We start from the raw sequence: 25,205 nt of genomic DNA on the forward strand, positions 1-25,205 counted from the left end.
CCTACCCCTCAGTACATTGACGCCATGTCTAATACGCCGCACGCGCCCGCCCCCGTGGCGTCGGAACACATGGAGCTCAAGGCTCGGAACGTGTCCTTCGGCTGGGAGGACACCCCGCTCCACTGGCTGCCCGGCGACCCGTTCGCCACGCACACCATCAACGTGCTGCACCTGCTGCTGCCCGCGGGCGAGCGCTGGTTCGTGCACGTCTACAAGCAGGTGCTCCCGTACATCAAGGACGAGCAACTGCGCGCGGACGTCATCGGGTTCATCGGCCAGGAAGCCATGCACGCCGCCGCGCACGACGACGTGCTCCCCCACCTGAAGCGGCTCGGCCTGGATCCGACCCCCTACACGGCGCAGGTGGACTGGCTCTTCGAGAAGCTGCTCGGCGACCGGACGCTCCCCCCGGGCAAGGCCCGCCACTGGTGGCTCATGGAGCGGGTGGCGCTGATCGCGGCGATCGAGCACTACACGGCGTTCCTCGGGAACTGGGTGCTCAACGCGGACGAATTGGACCGCCGGGGCGCGGACCCCGTGATGCTGGACCTGCTGCGCTGGCACGGCGCGGAGGAGGTGGAGCACCGCTCGGTGGCCTTCGAACTGTTCATGCACGTCGACGGCGGCTACCACCGGCGGGCCCGGACCTGGGCCACCGCGTTCACGGCGCTGGTCTTCCTGTGGCAGCGGGGCACCCGCTTCTTCATGGAGAACGACCCGGAGCCGACCGCCGCCAAGGCCTCCCTCGGCCAGTTCCTCCGGGCGGGCCGGCAGGGCACCCTGCCCTCGGCGGGCGCGATGCTCAAGTCGATCCCGACGTACCTCTCCCGTACGTACCACCCCTCCCAGGAGGGATCCACGGCCCAGGCCGTGGCCTACCTGGCCTCCTCCCCCGGCGCGAACGGCGGTGCCACGGCATGAGCCGCGCCCTGAAGCTGGCGGCGGTGGCGGGCGCGGCACTGCTGACCCGGCGCGCCCTGCGGGGGCGGATCGCCCGCTCTCCCCTGTGGCCCCTGCCGGCGCTGGAGACCCCGATCTCGGGCCACTCCCCGCGGCGTTGGCTGCCCGCCCTGATCGTGTCCCGTACGGAGCCCGCCGACGGGGTCCTGATGCTGACCCTCGAATCGGCGGAGCTCCCGCCGTGGAGCCCGGGCGCGCACGTGGACGTACAGCTCCCCTCGGGGCTGGTCCGCCAGTACAGCCTCTGCGGCGACCCGGCCGACGCGGGCCGCTACACGATCGCGATCCGGCTGGTCGAGGACGGCCGCGGCGGCTCGCGCGAGGCGCACGCGCAACTGCCGGAGGGCGCGGAACTCCCCGTACGCCCGCCCCGCAACCGCTTCGAGCTGGAGCCGTCCTCCTCGTACCTCTTCGTGGCGGGCGGAATCGGCATCACGCCGATCCTGCCGATGCTGCGGGCGGCCGAGGCGGCGGGCGCGGACTGGACCCTCCTGTACGGCGGCCGCTCGCGCCCCTCGATGCCGTTCCTCGCCGAACTGGAGCCGTACGGCGCCCGGGTCACCGTCGTCCCGCAGGACGAGGCGGGCCTCCCCGACCTGTCCCCGCTCACCGCGGCGGGCCCGGACACCCTGGTCTACTGCTGCGGCCCGGCCCCCCTGATGGAGGCGGTCCGGGAGGCGGCCCCGCCCACCACCCGGGTCCACCTGGAACGCTTCACCGCCACCCCCGCCACCGGGACCTCCCGCCCCTTCACGGTCGAACTCCGCCGCTCGGGCCGCACGATCGAGGTCGCGGCGGACGAATCCACCCTGGCCGCGGTGCGCCGGGAGCTGCCCGACACCCCGTACTCCTGCGAGCAGGGCTTCTGCGGTACCTGCCAACACCGCGTCCTCGCAGGCGGGGTCGACCACCGCGACACCCTCCTCACGGACCGGGAGCGCGAGGACTCGATGCTCCTGTGCGTCTCCCGCGCCCAGGACGATCACCTGGTCCTCGACCTCTGAGCGTTGCCGCAGGCCCAGTAGGGTGTGGCGCATGACTACCGGGACGCGGCGCAGGATGGGTGTCGAGGAGCGGCGGCAGCAGCTGATCGGGGTGGCCCTGGAGCTGTTCAGCCTCAGGTCGCCCGACGATGTGTCGATCGACGAGATCGCGGCGGCCGCGGGCATATCGCGGCCGCTCGTCTACCACTACTTCCCTGGCAAGTTGAGCCTGTACGAGGCCGCCCTGCGGCGGGCCGCCGACGAGCTCGCGCAGCGGTTCGTGGAGCCACGGGAGGGTCCGCTCGGGGCGCGGTTGCTGCGCGTCATGGGCCGGTTCTTCGCGTTCGTCGACGACCACGGGCCCGGCTTCTCGGCGCTGATGCGGGGCGGGCCGGCCGTCGGGAGCAACCGGACCAACGCGATGATCGACGAGGTCCGGCAGGCCGCGTACGAGCAGATCGTCACGCACATCGGCATCGAGAACCCGCCCGCGCGGCTGGAGCTCGTGGTGCGGTCCTGGGTGTCCCTCGCCGAGTCCACCGCGCTGATCTGGCTGGAGGGGCGCAGGATCCCGCGGGCCGAGCTGGAGCTCCAGCTCGTGCACGACTTCGCCGCGCTGGCCGCCGTGAGCGCCGCGTACGACGCGGAGATGGCCGCCATCCTCGGCCGGATCCTCGCGGACGAGCCGGCCGACGGGCCGTTCGGGGAGCTGGTGGGGCGGCTCGTGGGGCTCGTGCCCCCGAGCGTGGAGCCCGCCGTTCCCAACTCTCGCTGATCATCCGCGTGATAATGCGCCCGTGATCATTAATGACGAGATCTTGTTCCGGCGTGCCGTGGAGAAGGACGCCGCCACGCTGGTGGCCCTGTACGACCAGGCGGCCCGGTGGATGCGCCGACACGGGATCGACCAGTGGAAGCCGGGGGACAAGGACGCCGCGCACTTCCTGGCGAAGATGCGCGAGGGCGAGGTGTGGCTCGCGGGGGACGCCGACGGGCGGATCATCGGCGCGTACGAGCTGTGGTGGTCCGACGAGGCGGCCTGGGGTGTGCAGCCGCCGGTCGCCGGCTACGTGCACCGTCTGATGGTGGAACGCGAAACCGCGCCCGCGGGGGCCGGACGGCGGATGCTCGAACATGCCGAGCGCCGGATCGCCGGTTCCGGACTGCCGCGGGCGCGGCTGGACTGCGTCTCCACCAACCCCCGGCTGCTCGCGTACTACCGGGGTGCGGGCTACCGGGTGGTCGGGGAGTTCCCCCACAAGGAGGGCAAGGACGGCCGCGTGTACGGGGTGATCCTGCTGGAGAAGCGGCTGGATCAGCTCACCGTCGTGTGAGCTACCGGTTGCGGGTGAAGACCGCGACCGTGCGGGGCGGGGTCGTGAACTCTCCCGTCTTCACCTCGTACGCGGCCCGCTTGACCGCCGGGTCGGAACCGCCGGCCTGGACCGGGTGCAGGGCGTAGGCGGTGCCCGCGAGGGCCGGGATGCGCTGGGGCTGGGCGGCGGGGGTGGCGTTGAAGACCACCACCAGGTCGCCGAGGGCCATCGTGATCACCCCCGGGGTCTCGTCCGTACCGGAGAGCGGGAAGGCCAGCGCCGCCTGGACCGCCTCGGGCGTGGTGAGGGCGAAGGCCGGTTCCGTCGTACGGATCCGCAGCAGGTCGCGGTAGGCGGCGGATGCGCCCGTGATCTCGGCGCAGCCCGGTGCCCGGGCGCCGGCCAGCAGCGGCTTCGCGTACAGCCACTTGGAGCCGTTGTCGGCGGCCGGGGGCAGGCCGCGCCCGAAGCCGTTGCCGTCGCGGCAGTCCCAGTGGACGGCGTTGAACCAGTCGCCGCTGTCGTACGAGTTGCGGTCCAGTGACTTCGAGCGGAGCAGGTCCGTACCGGCCTGGGACAGCGAGGGACCCTGCGAGAGGGTGCCCACGGCCATCGCCAGGACCTGCATCCGGGCCTGGTCCGCGGCCGAGGTGCCCTGCGGCAGCTTGTACGCCAGTGCGTCGGCCAGGGTCTCGTTGTCGTGGGCGTCGGCGTAGGCGAGGGCGTCGCCGGGGGCCGCCGCGTACCCGGCCGGGGAGCCGTTGTAGTCCACCTCGGAGCCCTTGGTCCGGCGGCCGGCGCTGTCCGTGAAGGCGTACGACGCGAGGTTGCCGGACAGCCCGACCTTGATCAGGTCCTGGGCGTGCAGGAGCCGGGCCCGCTGCTGGTCCGCGGTGCCGTTCGCGGGCGAGGCGTTCGGGGCCGTGAACAGGCCGGAGGCGAAGCCCTGGACGCGCGGGTCCTCGTCGAAGGGGCCGCCGCCGCGGACGGCGTCGCGCGAGCGGTCCGAGAAGGTGGCGATGCCGGTGCCGGCCATGTTCTTCTGCGTGGCCTGGACGAAGCGGGCGTCGTCCGCGACCTCGCCGAAGTTCCAGCCCTCCCCGTAGAGGATGATCTTCTTTCCGTCGACGCCGTCCTTGGCGACGGTCAGCGCGTCGAGGGCCTGGCGCACGGCCAGGATGTTCGCCTTCGGGTGGTGGCCCATCAGGTCGAAGCGGAAGCCGTCGACCTTGTACTCCTTCGCCCAGGTGACGATCGAGTCCACGACGAGCCGGCCCATCATGGCGTTCTCGGGAGCCGTGTTGGCGCAGCAGGTGGAGTTGGCGACCGAGCCGTCCGCCAGCAGCCGCTGGTAGTAGCCCGGCACGATGCGGTCGAGGACCGACTTGTCGGACTGGCCCGACGCCACGGTGTGGTTGTAGACCACGTCCATGACGGTCCGCAGGCCGGCGCCGTTCAGCGACTGGACCATCCTGCGGAACTCGACCGTGCGGGCCGTGCCGTTCGGGTCGCTCGCGTACGAGCCCTCCGGCACGGTGTAATGCAGCGGGTCGTAGCCCCAGTTGTAGGCGTCCTTCGCGGCGGCCGCGGCCACGCAGGCCTGCTGCTCGGGCGAGTCCGGCGCGTACACCTTCAGGTCGCAGGCGGGTTCGGTGCGGTCGGAGGCCTTCTCCGGGATCGTGCCGATGTCGAAGGCGGGCAGGAGGTGTACGTACGAGGTGCCGGACGCGGCCAGCGCGCGCAGGTGCTGCATGCCCGCCGAGCCGGTGTCCGTGAACGCCAGGTACTGGCCGGGGTGGGCGCTCGTAGGGTCCGCGACCGAGAAGTCGCGGATGTGGAGCTCCTGGATCTGCGCCGAGGTGAAGGGGACCGGCGCGGGCTTGCGCAGGTCGCGCCAGCCGGGCGGGGCCAGCTTCGGGTCGGCCAGGTCGACGGCCAGGCTGTACGTGGAGTCGGTGGTCAGGGCGGTGGAGTAGGGGTCGGTGACGAGGTTGCGGACCATCCGCCGGGTGCTGGGGGCCCACACGGTCACGTCGTAGCGGTAGGGCTTGCCGGTCCAGCTGCGCTCGCCGCGCACCGACCAGACGCCGGTGGTGTCGTCGCGGCGCATGGGGACGGTGCGGCCGTCGAGTTCGAGGGCGACCTGGCGGGCGGTGGGGGCCCAGACGGACAGGGTGGGGCGGCCGTCCTTGAAGACGGGGCCGAGGGCTGCGGTGTTCGCGTACAGGTCGTCGAGCACCCCGGCGAGCTGGACTCCGGTCGCGGCCAGGACGGCGCCGTTCGCGGCGCGGGCGCTCGCGACGAGCTGCCCGCGCAGGGCCTCCCGTACCCGGTCCCGGTCGCGGGGGTCGACGGTGTAGGCGGCGTACGAGGCCAGGTGCGGGAACTTCTGCTTCTGGGCGGCGGTGAGCTCGGTCCTGGCCAGGCGCAGCCACTGCGCGCCGTCCGCGTGCAGCGTGCCGTTCTCCGCGGTGACGGTGCCCTCGCGGGAGGCGAGGAGCTGGACGGAGGCGGCTGCAGCGGGGGCGTTCCAGGCGAGGGTGGAGCGGTCGATCCACACGGCCTCGGACTTGGTGAGGTCGAGGGCGGTGGAGGAGCCGGCGGGCTGCGGAAGGAGGTAGGGGGCCCGGCCGCCCAGCATCCAGACCTCGTGGCCGGTGGCCTTCAGGTCGAGGGACTGGTCGGTGGGGAGGTCCTTCTCGTCGCCCTTGTGGAGGATGTAGCTGAGGCTGGTCGCGCCGGCGGCGAGCGGGACCTCGTACACGGCGCCGTAGGAGTCGGTGCGGGCGGGCATCAGCGGCTTGGACCAGTCGGTGGGGGCCGCGGCGCCGGTCCAGACGTGCAGGCCCCAGCCGTCGTAGGCGCCGTCGGCGCGCTGGTAGTGGAGGACGGCCTTGGCCTGGTCCTGGGGCGGGTAGGCGGGGCGGTCGGTGGCGGCCGCCTCCTTGCCCTGCTCCAGCCAGACCTCGCCGCTCTTCGCCACGTCGAGGGTGCGGTCGGTGGCGACGTCCTTGTTGCCGTCCTTGTCGATGACCAGGTAGCCGATCGAGGAGGCGCCGGGCTTGAGGCGGACGTGGGCGAAGGCGCCGTAGGCGTCGCGGCCGGTGAAGTCGTGGCCGGCGGGCCAGGGGGTGGCCTCGCCGTCCGCCAGGTCACCCCAGGCGTACAGCCGCCAGTTCGTGTAGTCGCCGTCGGGGCGGCGGTAGTGGACGACGGCGTAGTCGCGCTGGGTGGCGGTGGGCACCGGGGTGGGCGGCACCTGGCCGGAGACGGACTCGGCGAGGGCGCTCGCGGTACGGCCGGAGGCGTCCACGGCGACCGCCTTGTAGCGGAGGGCAGTGCCGGCCGGGGCCGTGATGTGCTGGGTGACCTTGTACGGGGCGTGGTCGGCGGAGCCGAGGACCTGCCACTTCCCGGTGCCGGTCTGGGCGGCGAAGACGACCCGGTTCTGGCCGCCGCCGGTGACGTCGGCGGAGAGCTCGACGGTGCCGGCGGCCCCGGGGGCCGGGGCCTTCAGGGTCAGGGCGGGCTTGGTGGCGGGGGCGGCGAGGGGGTCGGCTCCCTGGAGGACCACCGAGCCGAGGGCGGGGACGGTGACGGTGAGCTTGCCGGCGGCGGAGGCGCGGAGCAGCGCGGTGCCGCCGTACAGGGTGCGGTACCGGGCGCCGGCCGGGGCGTCGAGCTCCACGGTCCGGGCTTCGGCGGCGTTGTTGGCGGCGACGAGGTACTCGGTGCGGGAGCGGAGGCCGGTCCGGGCGAAGGCGTAGACGGACCCGTCGGCGAAACGTTCACTCTGGACGCCGTCCCGCAGGGCCGGGTGGTCCTTCGTCAGCTTCGAGAGAGCACTGATCTGCCGGTAGAGCGGGTGTCCCGGATCGTAGGCATCGCTCGCATGGGTGCGCGCCGTTCCGAGCTGGTCGTCGTCGAGGTAGTCGGCGACCCGCGTGCCGAACAGCGGCTGCCGGGCGTCCTTGTCGCCGCCCGCGCCGGTGAAGCCCTGCTCGTCGCCGGAGTAGATCACCGGGTTGCCCCGGGAGAAGAACATCAGCTCGTTGGCGAGCCGGTACCGGTCCAGCAGTTCCTGCTCCCCCGCGCCCGGCCGGTCCTGCTTCAGGAAGCTCCCGAAGCGGCCCATGTCGTGGTTGCCGAGGAAGGTGACCTGCTCGTACGCGTTCGCCTTGTCCGTGGTGTACCGGTAGTCGTCGGCCAGTACGGAGCCCAGCCGCGAGGCCCCCGCGCCCTGGGAGGCGTACGCGCGGACGGCGTCCTGGAACGGGAAGTCGAGGGTGGCGTCGAGGCGGCCCTGCGTCACGTACGGGGAGGTGACGGCGGTGTCGGCGGAGTAGACCTCGCCGAACATGAAGAAGTTCTTCCGGCCGTGCTGGGCCGCGTACTTGTCGAGGGCGGTGGCCCACTGCGTCCAGAACCCGGTGTTGACGTGCTTGACCGTGTCGATGCGGAATCCGTCGATCGAGAAGTCCTTGACCCACTTCTCGTAGATCTTCTCCATCCCGCTGACGACCTCGGGCCGCTCGGTCCACAGGTCGTCGAGGCCGAAGAAGTCACCCTGGTCGGAGGATTCCCCGGCGAAGGTGGAGTCGCCCCGGTTGTGGTACATCGCCGGGTCGTTGAGCCAGGCGGGAGCCTTCAGGTTCTTCTTCGCGTCGGGCACGAAGGGGGTCCGCGGGAAGGACTCGGCGTCGACGCCGGGGAACTTCCTCTTCCCGTCCGCGTAGTCGGAGTCCTCGAACGGCACCCCGTCCTTCGTCAGATAGGGGAAGGCGCCCTTCGACAGGTAGGAGTACGACTGCTCCCGGTAGTCGACGACATCGGCGGTGTGGTTGGTGATGACGTCGAAGAAGACCTTCATCCCCTTCGCGTGCGCCTTGTCGATCAGCCGCTCCAGGTCGGCGTTGGTGCCGAAGTGCGGGTCGACCTGCGTGAAGTCGGTGATCCAGTAGCCGTGGTACCCGGCGGAGACGTCGTCCCCTTTGCCCTGCACCGGCTGGTTCTTGAAGATCGGCGCCATCCAGATGGCGGTGGTCCCCAGGCCCTTGATGTAGTCGAGCCGGTCGGTCAGCCCCTTGAGGTCGCCGCCCTGGTAGAAGCCCTTGTCCGTCGGGTCCAGCCCGGTCTCCAGCCGGCTGCCGGTCAGGCCGCCGGTGTCGTTGCGCGGATCGCCGTTCGCGAACCGGTCCGGGAGGACGAAGTAGAACTGCTCCCGGGTCAGGTCGTGCCGCGCGGGCTCGGCGGCCAGCTTCGCGTCCGACGGCGGGGCGGGCGGCGCGGCGGCCGCGGCCGGGAGGGCGGGCAGGAGCGTCACGGCCAAGGCGGCGGCGAGCACTCCTGCGGCGGGGCGTATCAAGGCGGGTCTCCTTGGTTACGTGTCGCGTGGATGAGGGCCGCCCGGCGGATGGCGGGGTTCGTGGACGCCGGGCGGCCCTGGTCGGTGGGGGCGGGTGTGCGGGATGGGTTCGGAGTGGGTGTGCGGGATGGGGGCGGGGCGGGGTGGGGGCGGGGTGCGGGTCAGTTGCGCCAGGTGTCGTTCAGCACGGCCTTGCCGCTCGCGGGGACGGTCGCGGTGCGGTTGGCGCCGCTCTCCCAGGTGACGTTCCCGGCGGCGTCCTTGCGTACGTACTTGTACGAGAACGCGGTCCCGGCCGGGAGCGACACGTCCAGCTTCCAGACGGGGTAGGCCGCCGGGTCGAGCTTGAGTGCGCCGGCGGTGTTCCAGCCTCCCAGCTCGGCGCGGTCCCCGGTGACGTAGATGGCCTGCCCGGGGACGGTGGTGGCGTTGACGGCGAACGAGGCGCCCGCGGCCGCCGGCGGGGGCGTGGTCCCACCGCCGGTGCAGGTACGGGCGTTGACGTGCAGGGCGAGGGCGGTACCGGCTCCCAGGGTGGCGGTGAACTGTCCGGCGGAGTTCACGTTGACGGTGCGTCCGCTCTGGACGTCGCAGTAGTCGCCGGCCGCGAGCGAGCTCTGGAAGGTCCGGGTGAGGGCCGAGCCCTCGTGGTTGATGGCGACGTACGCCTTGGCCCCGCGCCCGAAGGCGATCTGGTCGGCGCCGTTGTCCCACCAGTTGGTGACGGCCTGGCCGCGGGCCGCGTTGCGGAAGCCGACCATGGAGGAGATCTCCCGCCAGGCGTGCTGGCACTTCCACCCGTCGGCGTAACAGGCACTCACCGAGCCGCCGTTCGGCGGTCCGGCGTCCTTGTCGGTCCACTCGTACCCGGAGTGCACGTCGGGGGAGCCGTACGGCCAGGCCAGCATGAAGACGCTCGCGAGGGTGTAGGCGGAGCCGTCCTTGTAGGTGAGGGTGTCGCCGACCCGCTCGGTGTCGTGGTTGTCGACGAAGACGGCCGACTGCCCGCTCGGCATGTACCCCCAGGCCTCCCCGAAGTTCTTGAGGTAGGCGAGGTTCTCGTTCTGGAAGACCGGCTTGAGGTCCCGGGCGTAGCGGAACTCCTGCACGTCGCCGTTGCCGAGGTACTCGGAGGGCGAGACGGCCTCGCCGGCGCCGTAGATCGCCTCCTGCTTCCAGTAGGCGGAGGGGTTCGCCAGGCGGGACTTGATGTTGGCGAGGTCGGCGGCGGGCATGTGCTTGGCGGCGTCGATCCGGAAGCCGTCGACGCCGAGGGACAGCAGGTCGTTCAGGTACCCGGCGATCCGCCCGCGTACGTAGTCCTCGCCCGTGTCCAGGTCGGCGAGCTGCACGAGCTCGCAGTTCTGGACGTTGGCCCGGTCCTGGTAGTTGGAGATGACGGCCCGGCAGTCGTCCATGTCGGAACCCGAGTAGATCCCCGGGTACCCGTACTTCGTGTACGAAGACCCCCCGGTCCCCACGCCGTCGCCGGCGGCCATGTGGTTGATCACGGAGTCGGCGACGACCTTGACCCCGGCGGCGTGGCAGGTGTCGACCATGGCCTTGAACGCGGCGCGGTCGCCGAGCCGCCCGGCGATCTTGTAGCTGACGGGCTGGTACGAGGTCCACCACTGGGAGCCCTGGATGTGCTCCTGGGGCGGCGAGACCTGGACGTACCCGTACCCGGCGGGCCCGAGCGCATCGGTGCAGGCCTTGGCAACGGACTCGAAGCGCCACTCGAAGAGCACGGCGGTGACGTCCTTGTCGCCGGGCGTCGCGGCGGCGGCCTGCGGCGCCGGGCCGGTGAGGGCGGCTGCGGCAAGTGCGGTGGTGGCGAAAAGAGTTGCAGCTCTGACGGCTCTGGCAGGCATGCGGGGGGCCTCCTGGCGGGAGAGGTGGGGATTGCAGCGACCGTAGGGGCCAGGTAAGAGCGCTGCAAGAGTTTGCGCAAGAGATTGCAGAATTGTTTCCGGGGCGTGTCCTGCCGGACAGGTGGGGCGGCTACGCCCGCCCGCCTGGACCTGTCCGCCGGCACCGGTCGCCACCGGCCTGCCGGTCGGCGGATCCGCGGTGGCGCTGGACGGGCGAGGGCAAGGCGTACGTCGGCCAGAAGGACCACGGCTGCAACCCGTACGAGGTCACCCTGGCCGACGGCGCGAAGCGCCTCGTGACCACCCTCCCCACGGCGAGCACGCTCCGCGTGGAACTCACCGGCGACGGCAAGGCGTTCACCATCGCCCACGTGAACGGCCGCCCGTACGAGATCACGCCGGCCGACGGCCCGCAGCGCGTGGTGAGCGGAACTTCACCGGCGGTCGTGCGGGCCGCGCGTCGAACTGCTCCACCTCGCCGCGGCGCCGCACGACCTCCCGGCGTTCACCGGCCCGGTCCACGACTCGTCCTGCGAGAAGAACGGCGGGGAGGAGTGGCTGACGGGGCAGCACATCGGCGCCTGATCCCGCGCCACGCGCCGCAGGGGCGGCCCGACGGCGACGTCGGGCCGCCCCTGCGGCGTCTCGGTGGCAGGTCCCCCTACCGCCCCTGCTCCTCCGGGACCTGGGCCGTCGATCCCCTCACCACCAGCTCCGGTTGGAAGACGTACTCCGTGCGCTGGACCGGGGTGCCGCCGACCGCCTCCAGGAGCGCTCCCACCGCCGCCGTCGCCATCGCGCGGACCGGCTGGCGGACCGTCGTCAGCGGGGGGTCCGTGAAGGCGATCAGCGGGGAGTCGTCGAAGCCGACGACCGAGACGTCCTCGGGGACGCGCAGGCCCCGCTCGCGGGCCGCGCGGATCACGCCGAGCGCCATCGGATCGCTGCCGCACACGATGCCCGTGCAGCCGCGGTCCAGCAGGGCGCCGCCCGCCGCGTGGCCGCCCTCCACCGTGAACAGCGTCCGCTGGATCCGGCCTTCGGCGAGGGCCTCCGGGACCGCGGCGACGAACCCCGCCTCCTTGCGGGCCGACGGCACGTAGCGCGTCGGCCCTATGGCCAGGCCGATCCGCCGGTGGCCCAGGTCCGCCAGGTGGCGTACCGCCATGTCCGCCGCCGCCCGGTCGTCCGGCGAGATGAACGGCGCGTTGATGTGTTCGTTGAAGCCGTTGATCAGGACGAAGGGGATGCCCCGCGACGACAGCCGCTGGTAGCGCGACGGGTCCAGCGAGGAGTCCGCGTGCAGGCCCGACAGGAAGACGATCCCCGTGACCCCCCGCTCCTCCAGCTGCTCCACGAGCTCGTCCTCGGTGGCCCCGCCCGGCGTCTGCGTACACAGCACCGGCGTGTACCCGTGACCGGCCAGCGCCTGCTCGATGACCTGCGCGAACGCCGGGAAGATGGGGTTGGTCAGCTCCGGGATCAGCAGCCCCACCAGCCCGTTGCTGCGGCGGCGCAGCCGTACGGGCCGCTCGTAGCCGAGCAGGTCCATGGCGGCCAGCACCTTGTGCCGGGTGCCGGCCGCCACGCCCGCCTTGCCGTTGAGCACACGGCTGACCGTCGCCTCGCTGACCTGGGCCTGCGCGGCGATGTCCGTCAGCCGGAGCGGGGAGGTCACCCCTGCCACCACACCGCCGTGTCGGCGCCCAGCACTCCCGGGTCCGCCGGATCCGCCGCGTCGCCGCTGGTCAGCAGCACCGTCCCGGGCGGGGTCATCCGTACGGGCTCCGCCGTCGTGTTGACGGTGCAGACGAAGTCGCCGCGCCGGAACGCCAGTACGCCCTCGGGCGCCTCCAGCCACTCCACCGCGTCGCCCGCGCCCAGGTCCCCGTGCTCGCGGCGGATCCGCAGCGCCGCCCGGTACAGCTCCAGGGTGGAGGCCGGGTCGCCGGTCTGGGCCTCGACGCTCAGCCCCGCCCACTCGGCCGGCTGCGGCAGCCAGCTGCCACCGTCACCGAAGCCGTAGGGCGCCTGGTCGCCGGACCACGGGATCGGTACGCGGCAGCCGTCGCGCAGCCCGTCCTGGCCGTTCTCCTTGAAGAAGGAGGGGTCCTGGCGCACCTCGTCCGGAAGGTCGGTCACCTCCGGCAGGCCGAGCTCCTCGCCCTGGTAGACGTACGCGGAGCCGGGCAGCGCCAGCATCAGCAGCGCGGCGGCGCGCGCCCGCTCCAGGCTGCCGAAGCGCGTGCGGTGGCGTACGACGTCGTGGTTGGACAGCACCCACGTCGTCGGCGCCCCCACCGGGCGCATCGAGTCGAGCGAGTCGTCGATGGCGGCGCGCAGCGCGTCCGCGTCCCACCCCGTGCTCAGGTAGTGGAAGTTGAAGGCCTGGTGCAGCTCGTCGGGGCGCAGGTACAGGGCCGTCCGGTCCGCGCTCGGGGTCCAGGCCTCGGCGACGCCGATCCGGTCGCCGGCGTACTCGTCCAGCACCTTGCGCCAGGAGCGGTAGATCTCGTGGACCCCGTCCTGGTCGAAGAAGGGCAGCACCTGGTTGCCGAGCAGCTTGAGCTGCTCGTCGCGGCCGAGGTCGGGCAGCCCGGGGGCCTTGACCAGGCCGTGGGCGACGTCGATCCGGAAGCCGTCGGCCCCGAGGTCGAGCCAGAAGCGCAGGATCGAGCGGAACTCGTCCTGGACGGCGGGGTGTTCCCAGTTGAAGTCGGGCTGCTCGGGGGCGAAGAGGTGCAGGTACCACTCCCCGTCCGCCACCCGGGTCCACGCCGGGCCGCCGAAGATCGACTCCCAGTCGTTCGGCGGCTCCGAGCCGTCGGCCCCCTGCCCCGGGCGGAAGTGGAAGCGCTCGCGCAGCGGGGTGCCGGGCCCTTCCCGCAGCGCCTGCTTGAACCATTCGTGCTGGTCGGAGCAGTGGTTCGGGACGAGGTCCACGATGATGCGCAGGCCCAGCGCGTGCGCCTCGCGGATCACGGCGTCGGCGTCGTGCAGGGTGCCGAACATGGGGTCGATGGCCCGGTAGTCGGCGACGTCGTAGCCGGCGTCGGCCTGCGGGGAGGCGTAGAAGGGGCTGAGCCAGACGGCGTCGACGCCCAGCTCCTTGAGGTAGGGCAGGCGGCTGCGGATGCCTTCGAGGTCCCCCATGCCGTCCCCGTTGGAGTCGGCGAAGCTGCGCGGATAGACCTGGTAGATCACCGCTTCTCTCCACCAGCCGGGCCGGGTGCCGGTGGTGGTGGGAAGGCCACTGTCCGAAGTCAGTGCGTCGGCGAGGTGCTGGGTCATGTCGTCCTTGGAGAGATCGGGCCGGGGGTGAGAGGGGGCAGGCAGGGAGGTCAGCCCTGGGTCGCGGGAGGGGCGTCAGCCCTTGGTCGCGCCTGCCGTCATCCCGGCGACGAGGTGACGCTGGGCGAAGAGGAAGAAGACGGCTGCCGGGATGGCGATCAGCACGGAGGCGGCGCTCATCGCACCCCAGTTGGAGGTGTACTGCGTGACGAAGGTCTGCAGGCCGCCGGCGAGGGTGAGGTGTTCGTCGCCGACCATGAAGGCGGAGGCGTACGCGACCTCGCCCCAGGCGGTGATGAACGAGTAGAAGCCGGTGACGGCGAGGCCGGGCTTGGCCAGCGGCAGGATCAGGCGCCAGAAGGTGCCGAAGGGGTTCAGCCCGTCGACGCGGCCGGATTCGTCGATCTCGATCGGGATGGTGTCGAAGAACCCCTTCATCATCCAGGCGCAGAACGGCACGGCGATGGTGAGGTACGTGATGATCAGCCCGAGCGGCTGGTTGAGCAGTCCGAGCTGTCCCATGAGGTTGTAGAGCGGGACGATCAGGATGGCCATCGGGAACATCTGCGTGATGAGCAGGGTCCACATCAGCGGCTTCATGCCCGGGAACTTGAACCGGCTGACGGCGTAGCCGGTCGTGGCGGCGATGAACACGCCGAGGACGGTGGTGATGCCCGCCACGAGCACGGAGTTGCCGAACCAGGTGAAGAAGGAGGTCGACTCCACCAGGTAGCGGTAGTTCTCCAGGGTCGGTTCCTTCACGAAGTCCGTGGAGATGGCGTGCTTCGCGGGCTTGATCGAGGTCAGCAGGACCCACAGCACCGGGAAGACGGCGATCACGGACGCCACGATCAGGGTGACGTGCAGTCCGGCGGAGGCGAGCGGGGAGCGCTGGCCCCGCTTGCGTACGGAAGCGTTGGTCGTCGCCACGGTCACCACACCTCTCCCTGCTTGCGCAGCGAGCGCCGGTAGACCAGCGCGAAGATCATGAGCAGGGCGAGGATGAGCACGCCCCAGGTGGCGGAGCCCGCGAAATCGCGCGGGCTGGCCACGAAGGCCTCCCGGAAGGCCTGGGTCACCAGGATCTCCGTGGAGTCGCCGGGTCCGCCCCGCGTCAGCAGGAAGATCACCGGGAACATGTTGAAGGTCCAGATGGTGGAGAGCAGGATCACCGTCATGCTGACCGACCGCAGACCGGGCAGGGTGATGTGCCGGAACCGCTGCCAGGCCGTGGCGCCGTCCATCTCGGCGGCCTCGTACAGCTCCGCCGGGATCGACTGCAGCCCGCCGAGCAGGGCGACCATCATGAAGGGGACGCCGAGCCAGACGTTGACGGCGACGACCGAGAACTTCGCCCACGTCGGGTCGTCCAGCCACGGGATGGCCGAAATGCCCCCGCCGTCGAGGATCTTGTTCAGGATGCCGCTGTCGCGGTTGAACAGGAACCGCCAGGCGAAGACGGAGACGAAGCCGGGGACGGCCCAGGGCAGGATGAGCGCCATCCGGTAGGCGGCGCGGCCCCGGAACTCCCGGTTCAGCATGTTGGCCAGGGCCAGTCCGAGCGTGAAGGTGATCGACACGCACAGGACGGTCCACACCACCGTCCACACCAGCCGCTGCAGGAACACCGGGTCGGCCAGGACGTCGGCGTAGTTGTCGAGGCCGACGAACTTGTACGTGGCCTCGATGTGATTGGCGCCGATCGTACGGGCGACGTTGCGCTCGTTGGCGTCGGTCAGCGACAGGTAGACGCCGCGGGCGAGCGGCCAGCCGATGATCACGCCGAGGACGAGCACCACCGGGGCGATCATGGCCCAGGCGTACCAGTGGGTGGCGAGGGCGCGCCCCAGTCCACCCTGCTTCGCGCTGTCAGTCCTGCGGCTCCGGCCGCGGGCCGCGACGGAGTCTTCCCCGTCGCCGCCCGCGGCCTTCGCCACCGACTGGCTGGTGTGAGCAGCCATCGTCTTCTCTACTTCCAGCCCTTGAGGATCTTGCGGAACTCGACGCCGGCCGCCTTGGCCGCGTCCTCCGGGCTGGAGGCCCCGGTGATCGCCTTGGTGTATTCGACCTTCAGCGGCTCGAAGAGGGAGCCGTTCTCCGGGATCCAGGCGCGCTCGACGGCCTTGTCCACGGCCGGCTTGAAGAACTGGACCATCTCGCTGGACTTGACGTCCGGCTGCTCGTACGCGGCGGTGCGGGTCGGGAGCAGGCTGAGCTCCTTGGTGGACTGCACCTGCACGTCCTGCGAGGTCATGTACTCGACGAAGGCGTGCGCGGCGGCGCGGTTCTTGGACCCGGCGTAGACGGCGAGGTCGTGGCCGCCCTGCGGGGCACCGGCCTTGGCGGAGCCGGCCGGGACGGCGGCGACGCCGAGGTTGGCCTTGTCCTTGAACTGGTCGCCGGCGTAGGTGTCGGCGACGGCCCACGGACCGTTGATCATCATCGCGGCCTCGCCCGACTTGAAGGCGGTCTGCATGTTGGTCCAGCCGTCGGTGGCGTTGGTGATCGCCGCACCGGAGGTGACCAGGTCGCGGGCGGTCTTGAACGCCTTGACGCCGGCCGGGTTGTCGACGGTGACCGTCTTGTTCTTCGCGTCGACGAGGTCGCCGCCCTCGCCGTAGATGAGCGGCAGGAACCAGTACGAGTCGTCGCCGCGCAGGTAGAGGCCGGCCTTGCCGCTCTTCGCCTTGATCGCGGCGGAGGCGGTCTTCAGCTCCTCCAGGGTCTTGGGGGGCTGGACGCCTGCGTCGGCGAGCATCTTCTTGTTGTAGAAGAGGCCGAGGGTGTCGATGACCTGCGGGACGGCGTAGGTCTTGCCCTCGTACTTGCCGCTGGCCGCGGCCTGCGGCAGGAACTCGGCGTCGACCTTCTTGGCCGTCTCGGCCGGGACCTCGTCGAGGTAGCCGAGCGAGGCGAAGTCGGCGACCCAGCCGACGTCGGCGCGGATCACGTCAGGGGCTTCGGAACCGCTGCTGAAGGCGTTCTTGACCTTGTTCTGCGCGTCGCCGTACGGGACGTTGACGTACTTGACGGTGACCTTCGGGTGCTTCGCGGTGAACGCCTCGGCGATCTTCTGGAAGCTGGCCTTCTCGGCGTCGTTCGAGGTGTCCCACCACGTGACCGTGCCGGAGAGCTCCCCGCCGGCCTTGGTCTCGCCGCCGTCCTTGGTGTCACCGCCGCAAGCCGTCGCCGCGAGCGCCAGGGTCGCGACCAGCGCGGTGGCCGCTATGCCACGCCGCATATGAACTCCTTCGATGATCCCGGCCGCGCCCTCGCGGTCCCGAGTTGCAGGGAACGTAACAAGCCTGAAAGCCGACCGAAAGAGCTTGCGGCAATTTTCTGCAAGAGCGGCTGATCGTTACATCCGTGTGTCCTGACGGTTGCCGCAGCTTGCTGTTCGTTCGAACGTCCTTCGGGTGCGCGGGCCCGGAACCAGGCCGCAACCAGGGGGCATGTACGCGCGTTGACCCCGATATGACCCATGAGCTGACCGCCTCACGGCTTGCAAGCGCTTCCAGCAAGTCCACCGCAAGCGGCTGCTGGTGGCGCGATGCCGTCATCTACCAGGTGTACGTGCGCTCCTTCGCGGACAGCGACGGCGACGGCGTCGGCGACCTCCAGGGCGTGCGCTCGCGCCTGCCCCACCTGGCCCGGCTCGGGGTCGACGCCGTGTGGCTCACCCCCTTCTACGTCTCCCCCCAGGCCGACGGCGGCTACGACGTCGCCGACTACCGGGCCGTCGACCCGCTCTTCGGGGACCTCTCCGACGCCGACGAGCTCGTCCGGGCCGCCCACGCGCTGGGCCTGCGGGTCATCGTGGACGTGGTGCCCAACCACACCTCCGACCGGCACCCCTGGTTCCGGGAGGCCCTCGCCCACCCCGCGGCCGAGGCCCGGGCCCGGTACCACTTCCGCCCCGGTCGCGGACCCGGCGGGGAGCGCCCGCCCAACGACTGGGAGTCCGTCTTCGGCGGCCCCGCCTGGACCCGCACCCCCGACGGCGCCTGGTACCTGCACCTCTTCGCCCCCGAGCAGCCCGACCTGAACTGGGAGCACCCCGAGGTCGCGGAGGAGTTCGCCTCCGTCCTGCGCTTCTGGCTCGACCTCGGCGTCGACGGGTTCCGCATCGACGTCGCCCACGGCATGGTCAAGGCCGCGGGCATGCCCGACATCGGCCGCGGCGCCCAGGCCACCCTGATCGGCACCGAGCCGCTCCCCTTCTTCGACCAGGACGGCGTGCACGCGATCCACCGCTCCTGGCGGCGGCTGCTCGACTCCTACGACGGCCCGCGCATCGGCGTCGCCGAGGCCTGGGCGCCGACCTCGGAGCGGCTCGCCCTGTACGTCCGGCCCGACGAGATGCACCAGGCCTTCAACTTCCGCTTCCTGAACTGTCCGTGGGACACCCGCGCGATGCGGACCGTCATCGACGAGTCCCTGGCCGCCACCGCCTCCGTCGGAGCCCCCACCACGTGGGTGCTGTCCAACCACGACGTCGTACGGCATGTCACGCGGTACGGCGGCGGCGCTCAGGGGCTGGCCCGCGCCCGGGCCGCCGCGCTGCTGATGCTCGCCCTGCCCGGGTCCGCGTACCTCTACCAGGGCGAGGAGCTCGGCCTGCCCGAGGTCGCCGACCTCCCCGACGCCGTGCGCCAGGACCCCGCCTTCCTCCGCTCCGCCGGGCAGGACGGGCTGCGCGACGGGTGCCGGATCCCGCTGCCCTGGTCCGGAGAGCAGCCCCCGTACGGATTCGGGCCGGCCGGCAGCTGGCTCCCGCAGCCCGCCGACTGGGCCCCCCTCAGCGTCGCCGCCCAGACCGGCGACCCGCACTCCACCCTGGAGCTGTACCGCGCCGCCCTGGAGCTGCGCCGCGCGCTGCCCGGCCTCGGCTCCCCCGACGCGGGCCCGCTGACGTGGCTGCCCGCGCCCGAGGGCGCGCTCCTCTTCACCCGGCCCGGGTTCGCCTGCACCCTCAACAGCCGCTCCGAGCCGCTCGAACTCCCCTCGCCGGGACGCCCCGTACTCTCCAGTGCCCCGGTCGAGACGGACGGCCGGACCGTGCTTCTGCCGCCCGATGCGTGCACGTGGTGGGCGTTGTGAGCCGGGGACCGGTACAGTCCAATCCCGTGACCGCACGGCTAGCCGACATCGCAGCCCAGGCGGGGGTCAGCGAAGCCACAGTCAGCCGCGTGCTCAACGGCAAGCCCGGTGTGGCCGCGGGCACCCGTGAATCGGTGCTGGCCGCCCTCGACGTACTCGGCTACGAGCGCCCGGTGCGGCTGCGCCAGCGCAGCGCGGGGCTCGTCGGTCTGATAACCCCCGAGCTGGACAACCCCATCTTCCCGGCGCTCGCGCAGGTCATCGGCCAGGCGCTGACCCGGCAGGGGTACACCCCGGTGCTGGCCACGCAGACGCCCGGCGGGTCCACCGAGGACGAGCTCACCGAGATGCTGGTCGACCGCGGGGTCTCCGGCATCATCTTCGTCTCCGGGCTGCACGCCGACACCACCGCCGACATGGGCCGCTACGACCAACTGCGCGGACAGGGCGTCCCGTACGTCCTCATCAACGGGTTCTCCGACAAGGTGCAGGCCCCCTTCGTCTCCCCCGACGACCGCGCCGCGATGCAGCTCGCCGTGACCCACCTGACCGCGCTCGGTCACACCCGGATCGGGCTCGCGGTCGGACCCAAGCGCTTCGTGCCCGTCCTGCGGAAGATCGAGGGCTTCCGGCTCGGGATGAAGGAGCGGCTCGGCCTCGAAGAGACCGAGGTCGAAGAACTCATCCAGCACTCGCTGTACACCCTGGAGGGCGGGCAGGCCGCCGCGGCGGCGCTCATAGCGCGCGGCTGCACCGCCATCGTGTGCGCCAGCGACATGATGGCGCTCGGGGCGATCCGGGCCGCCCGGCAGCAGGGGCTGCGCGTGCCGCAGGACGTCTCGGTCGTCGGCTTCGACGACTCCCCTCTCATAGCGTTCACCGATCCGCCGCTCACCACCATCCGGCAGCCGGTGCAGGCCATGGGGCAGGCGGCGGTCCGTACGCTCCTGGAGGAGATCGGCGGTACGCCGGCCCCGCACAGCGAGTTCGTCTTCCTGCCCGAGCTGGTGGTCCGCGGATCCACCGCTTCCGGTCCGCAGCAGCGTAGGGGACCGTCTACACCCCAGGGGTGAGCGGCTGCGCCCGAGACCCTCCCGAGGGATGATCGAAGGCGAGAACGCATCTGGCAGACTCTTTCCCCATGGGTGAATCGAGCGTGAAGACACTGGAAACCCGGACGGAAGTCTCGTCACCCCACGTGACCGAGGGTGAGGCCCGTCCGGGGGCTCAGCGCGCTCTCCTGTCCCGGCTGCGCGCCCCGCGCCGGCCGCGGATCTGGTTCGAGATCCTGCTCATCGGGGTCAGTTACTGGACCTACTCGCTCATCCGCAACGCGGTGCCCGAACAGAAGGCGGCCGCCCTCGCGAACGCCGACTGGCTCTGGGACCTCGAACGGACCCTCGGCATCGCGGTGGAGCAGTCGGTCAACCACGCCGTCAACTCGGTGACGTGGCTGATCGTCGGCATGAACTACTACTACGCCACGCTCCACTTCATCGTGACCATCGGCGTCCTGGTGTGGATCTACCGCTTCCATCCGGGGCGCTACGCGGCCACGCGGATGGTCCTCTTCGCCACCACGGGCGTGGCCCTGCTCGGCTACTACTTCTTCCCGCTCGCGCCGCCCCGGCTGATGAACGGGCAGAGCTTCGTGGACACCGTGCTGGTCCACCACACCTGGGGCTCCATGGCCTCCGGCAACCTCAAGCACATGTCGAACCAGTACGCGGCCATGCCCTCCATGCACATAGGGTGGTCGCTCTGGTGCGGACTGACGATCTTCGCGGTCGCCTCCGCCCCCTGGGCCCGGATCCTGGGCCTGCTCTACCCGGTGGCCACCCTCGTGGTCATCGTGGCCACCGCCAACCACTTCTGGCTGGACGCCGCGGGCGGCATGCTCTGTCTCGCGTTCGGCTACACGGTCTCGCGCGGCTGGTACGGCTCGATGCCGCACCGCCTGCCGCGCGAGCCCGAGGAGACGGGACCGCACCCGGCCTCGGCCGCCCTGCTGAACCGGTTCCGCAGGGCCTGAGCCGCTCCTGCCGGGCCGGGTCCGCGTAGGGTCCGCGGCCCGCGGACCGCGATGTCAGTGGATGTTGTTAGCGTGCGCCTCGCCAGTAGGAGCGATCAAGGAGGCGGCGTGCAGGACGTGGGGCGGCACGAGGTCGGCGAGCACCGGATAACCGAGGCCCTGGAAGACGTCCCGGGGCGGGCGTACGACCACTGGTACAGGCTGCGCTACAGCGGCGGGCTGTCCCTGAAGGGGCTCCGGGAGACCCGCGACGACCTCCTCGACCACGTCGGCGCGCGGACGCTGGCGGATCCCGGGCTGACCGGAGCCGTCGTACGCCGTGCGCTGCTGACGGCCGCCGAATGCGCACTCGGAGAGCTCTCCCTCGGCTGCTTCCCGAACGGCGACTTCGAGGTGCCGTTCCCGCTCCTCCACGAGGAGCTCAGCAGCATGGACCTCTCCTTCGGCGACGCCGTCGACCAGGCGCCCACGGCCCGGACCTGGCTGGACGCCTTCGCGCTGAGCGTGGCGTGCGGGGTGGTCCGGGAGCGGGACCGGGTGATCGGGCTGCTGCTGCGGAACGACTACGCACCCGCCCTGCGCGACGGCGTGCCGTACTCGCCGCTCGACTCGCACTCCGACCCGGCCGAGCTCGCCGAGATGGACGCGCTGTGCCTCTACCTCGCGCCGGCGGCCGGGCACCTCCCGCGGGACTGGCCGGACGCGACCCTCCGCAAGCCCGACGCCGCCGAGCGCGCCGAGGCCGCCCGCCGGCTGGACGGCTTCGGTGTGCTCACTGCGGACCAGCGGCTGCTGCGCGTCCTCCTCGACGACGACCAGCCGGCCTTCGAGCGCGCCCTGGCCGGGAACCTCGTCGGCCTCCGCGAGGGCGCGGGCCCCGACGCGCCCGCCCGCTCCCTCTTCCCGGCCGGCACGATCGCCTTGGCCGCGCTGGCCGTCCAGGTCCACGGCTGGCGGCTCGGCGTCACCTCCGCCTATCTCCCGCAGAACCTCCTGCACGCCTGACCGCCGCTACAGGGAGTGTCCGCCGTACGTGATCCGGCCGCCCGACATCGTGAGCCGGATCGGGGCCTCGGCCAGCTCGTCCGGCGCCGTGTCCACCGGGTCGAGCGCGAAGGCGGTCAGGTCCGCCCGGAAGCCGGCCGCGATCCGGCCCGCGACCCGCTGCTCCCCCGCCGCGAGCGCGGCGTGCGAGGTCATGCCCTCCAGCGCCATCAGCCCCGTCAGCGCGGGTCCGGCGGCGGCCGCGCCCAGCGGGCTGCGGGCGATGGCCAGGACCCGGCGGCCGTCGTGGTGGGCGATGGGCCAGTCCGAGCCCAGGGCCAGCACGGCCCCCGCGTCGCGCAGGTCCCGGCAGCGCCATGCCCTCGCCGCCCGGTCCGCACCCAGCCGCTTCGACCACTCGTCGCTGTGGTCGGCCCGGGTGTACGCGGTGTGCGGCGGCTGCATCGAGGCGATCACCCCGAGCTCCGCGAACCGCTTCAACTGGTCGTCGGGGACGGTCTCGATGTGCTCGATCCGGTGCCGCATCCGGGCCCGCGCGCCCAGCGGTGCCACCGTGTCCAGGACGTGTCGGACCGCCGCGTCGCCGATGGCGTGGGTCGCGGTGCGCACCCCGGCCGCGTCGAGGGTCCGTACGGCCGCCGAGTAGGCCTCGGGGTCGGGCCAGAAGGCGTCCGTACCCCGGCCGTGGCAGTCGGCGTGCTCCAGCCAGGCGGTACCGCCCTCGACGGTGCCGTCCATGAAGAACTTCACGCCGCCCACCTGCCAGTGGCGGCCGCGCAGCCCCTGGACGTCGATGAGCTCCGCCAGGTCCTGCGGGGTGGCGCCCGGCATGCACCAGGGCGCCAGGTGCAGCCGCAGCGGCAGCTCGCCCTCGTACTCGATGCCGGCGAGCAGGGCCGGTACGTCACCGTCGCCGAGGTCCATGACGTGGGCTCCGGTGAGTCCGGTGGCGGCCATCTCGCCCAGCAGGGCGGTGAGCCGCTCGCGCCGCTCGGCGGCCGAGGGCTTCGGGGCGAGGGCGCCGACCAGGGCCATCGCGGCGTGCTCGACGAGGTGGCCGGTCGGGCGGCCGTCCGGACCGCAGACGATCTCCGAGCGCTGGTCGAACGTACGCGGGCCGGTGATGCCCGCGGCGTCCAGGGCCGCGCCGGAGGCGAGGGCGGAGTGGCCGTCGTACAGGCGCAGGAAGGCGGGGGTGCCGGCCAGGGCCTCCTCGATCAGCGCCTTGTCGACGGGGCGGCCGCCGAAGGCGTTGTGGTCGAGGCCGTGGCCGAGGACCCAGCCGGCCGGACGCGGGGCGGTGCGCAGGGCGGCCCGGAGCTGGTCGAGGTCCCGGACGGCCGAGAGGTCGGTTCCGGTGGCCGTCTCGATGCCCCAGACGGGGTGGCTGTGGGCGTCGGTCAGGCCGGGGGTGAGCGTGGCGCCGCCGAGGTCGACCACCTCGGTGGCGGGGCCGAGCCAGTGGCGTACGTCGGCCTCGTCGCCGACGGCGAGGATCTCGCCGCCGCGGACGGCTACCGCGCGGGCCTCGGGGCGGCCGGGGTCGAGGGTGCGGACGCGGGCTCCGGTGAGGACGGTGTCGGCAGCGGGCACGGCTCTTCTCCTTGAGGGGTTTCGGCGGGCTCGACGGGCTCGGCGGGAGGGGTCGGCTCGGCGGGCTCGGGGGGCTCGGACGGCTCGGGGGGCTCGGACGGCTCGGCGGGCTCGGACGGCTCGGCGGGCTCGGCCGGCTCGGCGGGCTCGGCCGGCTCGGCGGGCTCGGCCGGCTCGGCGGCGAACCGGGCGTAGGTCTCGGGGCGGCGGGTCTTCAGGCGCTGCGCGAGCCCGAGCCCGGCCAGGAACACGGCGGGGACGAGGGCGACAAGGAGGGTGTTCACGGTGGTGGAGGCCATGGTGAAGAGGCCCACCTTGGAGACGACGAGGCAGATGGCGACGGCCAGCAGCAGGGCGGCGGCGATCGGCGCGACCACGGTCCGCCAGGGGCCCTCGGTGTGCGCGGTGCGCCGGAAGTGGACGGGTACGGCGATCGCGGCGAGCAGCATCAGCGCCATGAGCCCGATCATTCCGGGTGTGTTCACCCAGAGCAGCAGCTGCTGGTACGGGTCGGCCCCGGCGAGCGCGAAGGCGAGGACGATCACTGCGCCGAGGGCGGTCTGGGCGAGTCCGGCGAGGTACGGGGAGCGGTGGCTCGGGTGGACCCGGCCGAGGGCGGGCGGCAGTACGCCCTCCTCGGCGAGGGCGAGCGCGTAGCGGTTGATGGCGTTGTGGAAGGCGAGGAGGGAGGCGATGACGCTGGTGACGATGAAGACGTGCATGAGGTCGGCCGCCCAGGGGCCGACGTACGTGGTGATCGCGGCGAAGAAGAGGCCGCCGGGGTCCTCGGCGGCGGCGGCCACGACCTCCTCGGCGCCGAAGGCCTGGATGACGGTCCAGACGACGAAGGCGTAGAAGAGGCCGAGGAAGGCGACGGCGATGTAGGTGGCGCGCGGGATGGTCCGGTCGGGGTCGCGGGCCTCGCGGCGGTAGATGACGGTGGACTCGAAGCCGGTGAACGCGGCGAAGGCGAAGGCCAGGACGGCGGCGGTGCCGGGGACGAGGACCGCGCCGGGGGCGAAGGAGCCGGCGGAGAGTCCGTGGGCGCCGCCCTTGAGGAGGACGCCTCCCGCGAGGAGGACGAGTATCCCGGTCTCGGCGACGAGCAGGACGCCGAGCACCTTGGCGCCGAAGTCGATGGAGCGGAAGCCGCCGTACCAGATGAGGGCGAGGCCGGCGAGGGAGATGGGCAGCCAGGGGACGTCGAGGCCGCCGAGGGCGTGGGCGGTGTCGGCGGTGGTGGTGCCGAGGAGCCCGTAGACCCCGATCTCCATGCCGTTGTAGCCGACGAGGGCGAGCAGGGCGGCGCCGATGCCGACGCGCTTGCCGAGGCCGCGGGTGATGTACGCGTAGAATGCGCCGGCGCTGCCGACGTGGCGGCTCATGGTGGTGAACCCGACGGCGAAGACGGCGAGGGTGAGCCCGGCGAGCAGGTACCCGGCGGGGGCGCCGATCCCGCCCAGCAGGATCGCGACGGGGGCCACACCGGCCATGACGGTGAGCGGGGCGGCGGCGGAGACGACGAAGAGGGAGATGTCGGCGGTGCCGAGCGCGGCGCGGCGCAAAGCGGGTCTGTCGGTCGGCGGTTCCGGCGTTTCGGGCATGCGGGGGCACCCTTCGGGGGAGACCAAAACCTAAAGGCTTTCGGTTCTTCGGTTCGCGGCAATGTAGCCTCCGGTTTTGGCGTAC

17 protein-coding genes are annotated in these 25,205 nt (G+C 72.0%); 8 read left to right on the top strand and 9 right to left on the bottom strand.

What is annotated here, in order from left to right; all coding sequences use genetic code 11:
* Positions 1 to 24: 24 nt before the first annotated feature.
* The 4 genes from ACIBAD_RS25875 to ACIBAD_RS25890 are packed head-to-tail and all read left to right on the top strand — an operon-like array spanning position 25 to position 3,277.
* The gene (locus ACIBAD_RS25875; RefSeq protein WP_398908743.1) at positions 25 to 921 is read left to right on the top strand and encodes a metal-dependent hydrolase; all 897 of its coding nucleotides are present in this window, start codon (positions 25 to 27) and stop codon (positions 919 to 921) included.
* Entirely contained in the window at positions 918 to 1,964 is a 1,047-nt protein-coding gene (locus ACIBAD_RS25880) for a PDR/VanB family oxidoreductase (protein ID WP_398908745.1), read from the top strand. Before ACIBAD_RS25875 ends, ACIBAD_RS25880 begins: the two co-directional genes overlap by 4 nt.
* Before the next feature lie 31 nt (positions 1,965 to 1,995).
* Positions 1,996 to 2,718, top strand: a complete 723-nt coding sequence (locus ACIBAD_RS25885; protein ID WP_134075163.1) for a TetR/AcrR family transcriptional regulator — start codon at positions 1,996 to 1,998, stop codon at positions 2,716 to 2,718.
* 22 nt (positions 2,719 to 2,740) lie between these two features.
* Positions 2,741 to 3,277: a GNAT family N-acetyltransferase gene (locus ACIBAD_RS25890; protein WP_398908747.1), complete on the top strand. Its 537-nt coding sequence runs from the start codon at positions 2,741 to 2,743 to the stop codon at positions 3,275 to 3,277.
* A gap of 1 nt (position 3,278) precedes the next feature.
* Here the strand turns inward: ACIBAD_RS25890 and pulA are convergent, their stop codons facing one another.
* The 7 genes from pulA to ACIBAD_RS25925 form a co-directional block, all read right to left on the bottom strand.
* On the bottom strand, positions 3,279 to 8,624 hold the full coding sequence (gene pulA / locus ACIBAD_RS25895; protein WP_398908749.1) for a pullulanase-type alpha-1,6-glucosidase: 5,346 nt from the start codon (positions 8,622 to 8,624) through the stop codon (positions 3,279 to 3,281).
* Positions 8,625 to 8,785: 161 nt separating this feature from the next.
* Positions 8,786 to 10,495, bottom strand: coding sequence for a carbohydrate-binding module family 20 domain-containing protein (locus tag ACIBAD_RS25900; RefSeq protein ID WP_398908751.1), 1,710 nt, complete (start codon positions 10,493 to 10,495; stop codon positions 8,786 to 8,788).
* 661 nt (positions 10,496 to 11,156) lie between these two features.
* On the bottom strand, positions 11,157 to 12,182 hold the full coding sequence (locus ACIBAD_RS25905) for a LacI family DNA-binding transcriptional regulator (protein WP_398908753.1): 1,026 nt from the start codon (positions 12,180 to 12,182) through the stop codon (positions 11,157 to 11,159).
* Complete coding sequence (locus ACIBAD_RS25910; RefSeq protein ID WP_134075167.1) at positions 12,170 to 13,786, bottom strand: glycoside hydrolase family 13 protein; 1,617 nt, start codon at positions 13,784 to 13,786, stop codon at positions 12,170 to 12,172. Before ACIBAD_RS25910 ends, ACIBAD_RS25905 begins: the two co-directional genes overlap by 13 nt.
* Before the next feature lie 75 nt (positions 13,787 to 13,861).
* A complete protein-coding gene (locus ACIBAD_RS25915) occupies positions 13,862 to 14,722 on the bottom strand; it encodes a carbohydrate ABC transporter permease (RefSeq protein ID WP_134075168.1) in 861 nt (286 codons plus the stop codon).
* Positions 14,719 to 15,747 (bottom strand): carbohydrate ABC transporter permease, encoded by a 1,029-nt coding sequence (locus tag ACIBAD_RS25920; protein ID WP_134075169.1) that lies wholly within the window; start codon positions 15,745 to 15,747, stop codon positions 14,719 to 14,721. Before ACIBAD_RS25920 ends, ACIBAD_RS25915 begins: the two co-directional genes overlap by 4 nt.
* 8 nt (positions 15,748 to 15,755) lie before the next feature.
* Complete coding sequence (locus ACIBAD_RS25925) at positions 15,756 to 17,027, bottom strand: extracellular solute-binding protein (RefSeq protein WP_398908756.1); 1,272 nt, start codon at positions 17,025 to 17,027, stop codon at positions 15,756 to 15,758.
* Between the two features lie 233 nt (positions 17,028 to 17,260).
* Here ACIBAD_RS25925 and ACIBAD_RS25930 point away from each other — a divergent pair, with 233 nt between their 5' ends.
* The 4 genes from ACIBAD_RS25930 (at position 17,261) to ACIBAD_RS25945 (ending at position 21,923) form a co-directional block, all read left to right on the top strand.
* Positions 17,261 to 18,886, top strand: coding sequence for a glycoside hydrolase family 13 protein (locus ACIBAD_RS25930; RefSeq protein WP_134075170.1), 1,626 nt, complete (start codon positions 17,261 to 17,263; stop codon positions 18,884 to 18,886).
* A 26-nt stretch (positions 18,887 to 18,912) separates the two neighbouring features.
* On the top strand, positions 18,913 to 19,959 hold the full coding sequence (locus tag ACIBAD_RS25935; RefSeq protein WP_398908759.1) for a LacI family DNA-binding transcriptional regulator: 1,047 nt from the start codon (positions 18,913 to 18,915) through the stop codon (positions 19,957 to 19,959).
* A gap of 68 nt (positions 19,960 to 20,027) precedes the next feature.
* Positions 20,028 to 20,918, top strand: a complete 891-nt coding sequence (locus ACIBAD_RS25940) for a phosphatase PAP2 family protein (RefSeq protein ID WP_134075171.1) — start codon at positions 20,028 to 20,030, stop codon at positions 20,916 to 20,918.
* Between the two features lie 108 nt (positions 20,919 to 21,026).
* A complete protein-coding gene (locus ACIBAD_RS25945; RefSeq protein ID WP_398908761.1) occupies positions 21,027 to 21,923 on the top strand; it encodes an immunity 49 family protein in 897 nt (298 codons plus the stop codon).
* Between the two features lie 6 nt (positions 21,924 to 21,929).
* Here ACIBAD_RS25945 and ACIBAD_RS25950 read toward each other — a convergent pair whose 3' ends face one another.
* Together ACIBAD_RS25950 and ACIBAD_RS25955 are read right to left on the bottom strand one after the other, a co-directional pair.
* Positions 21,930 to 23,516 (bottom strand): amidohydrolase, encoded by a 1,587-nt coding sequence (locus ACIBAD_RS25950; protein ID WP_398908763.1) that lies wholly within the window; start codon positions 23,514 to 23,516, stop codon positions 21,930 to 21,932.
* Positions 23,438 to 25,120: an APC family permease gene (locus tag ACIBAD_RS25955; protein WP_398908765.1), complete on the bottom strand. Its 1,683-nt coding sequence runs from the start codon at positions 25,118 to 25,120 to the stop codon at positions 23,438 to 23,440. The genes ACIBAD_RS25950 and ACIBAD_RS25955 overlap by 79 nt, the downstream gene beginning before the upstream one ends.
* Positions 25,121 to 25,205: the final 85 nt, after the last annotated feature.

Origin of the sequence: Streptomyces sp. NPDC051109 (assembly GCF_044455885.1) — a bacterium.
GTDB lineage: Bacteria > Actinomycetota > Actinomycetes > Streptomycetales > Streptomycetaceae > Streptomyces.

Excerpts from the sequence above, each read along its gene's own strand:
- ACIBAD_RS25875 (WP_398908743.1), top strand. The coding sequence starts at position 25 with ATGTCTAATACGCCGCACGCGCCCGCCCCCGTGGCGTCGGAACACATG.
- ACIBAD_RS25880 (WP_398908745.1), top strand. The coding sequence starts at position 918 with ATGAGCCGCGCCCTGAAGCTGGCGGCGGTGGCGGGCGCGGCACTGCTG.
- ACIBAD_RS25885 (WP_134075163.1), top strand. The coding sequence starts at position 1,996 with ATGACTACCGGGACGCGGCGCAGGATGGGTGTCGAGGAGCGGCGGCAG.
- ACIBAD_RS25900 (WP_398908751.1), bottom strand. The coding sequence starts at position 10,495 with ATGCCTGCCAGAGCCGTCAGAGCTGCAACTCTTTTCGCCACCACCGCA.
- ACIBAD_RS25910 (WP_134075167.1), bottom strand. The coding sequence starts at position 13,786 with ATGACCCAGCACCTCGCCGACGCACTGACTTCGGACAGTGGCCTTCCC.
- ACIBAD_RS25920 (WP_134075169.1), bottom strand. The coding sequence starts at position 15,747 with ATGGCTGCTCACACCAGCCAGTCGGTGGCGAAGGCCGCGGGCGGCGAC.
- ACIBAD_RS25925 (WP_398908756.1), bottom strand. The coding sequence starts at position 17,027 with ATGCGGCGTGGCATAGCGGCCACCGCGCTGGTCGCGACCCTGGCGCTC.
- ACIBAD_RS25930 (WP_134075170.1), top strand. The coding sequence starts at position 17,261 with ATGACCCATGAGCTGACCGCCTCACGGCTTGCAAGCGCTTCCAGCAAG.
- ACIBAD_RS25940 (WP_134075171.1), top strand. The coding sequence starts at position 20,028 with ATGGGTGAATCGAGCGTGAAGACACTGGAAACCCGGACGGAAGTCTCG.
- ACIBAD_RS25955 (WP_398908765.1), bottom strand. The coding sequence starts at position 25,120 with ATGCCCGAAACGCCGGAACCGCCGACCGACAGACCCGCTTTGCGCCGC.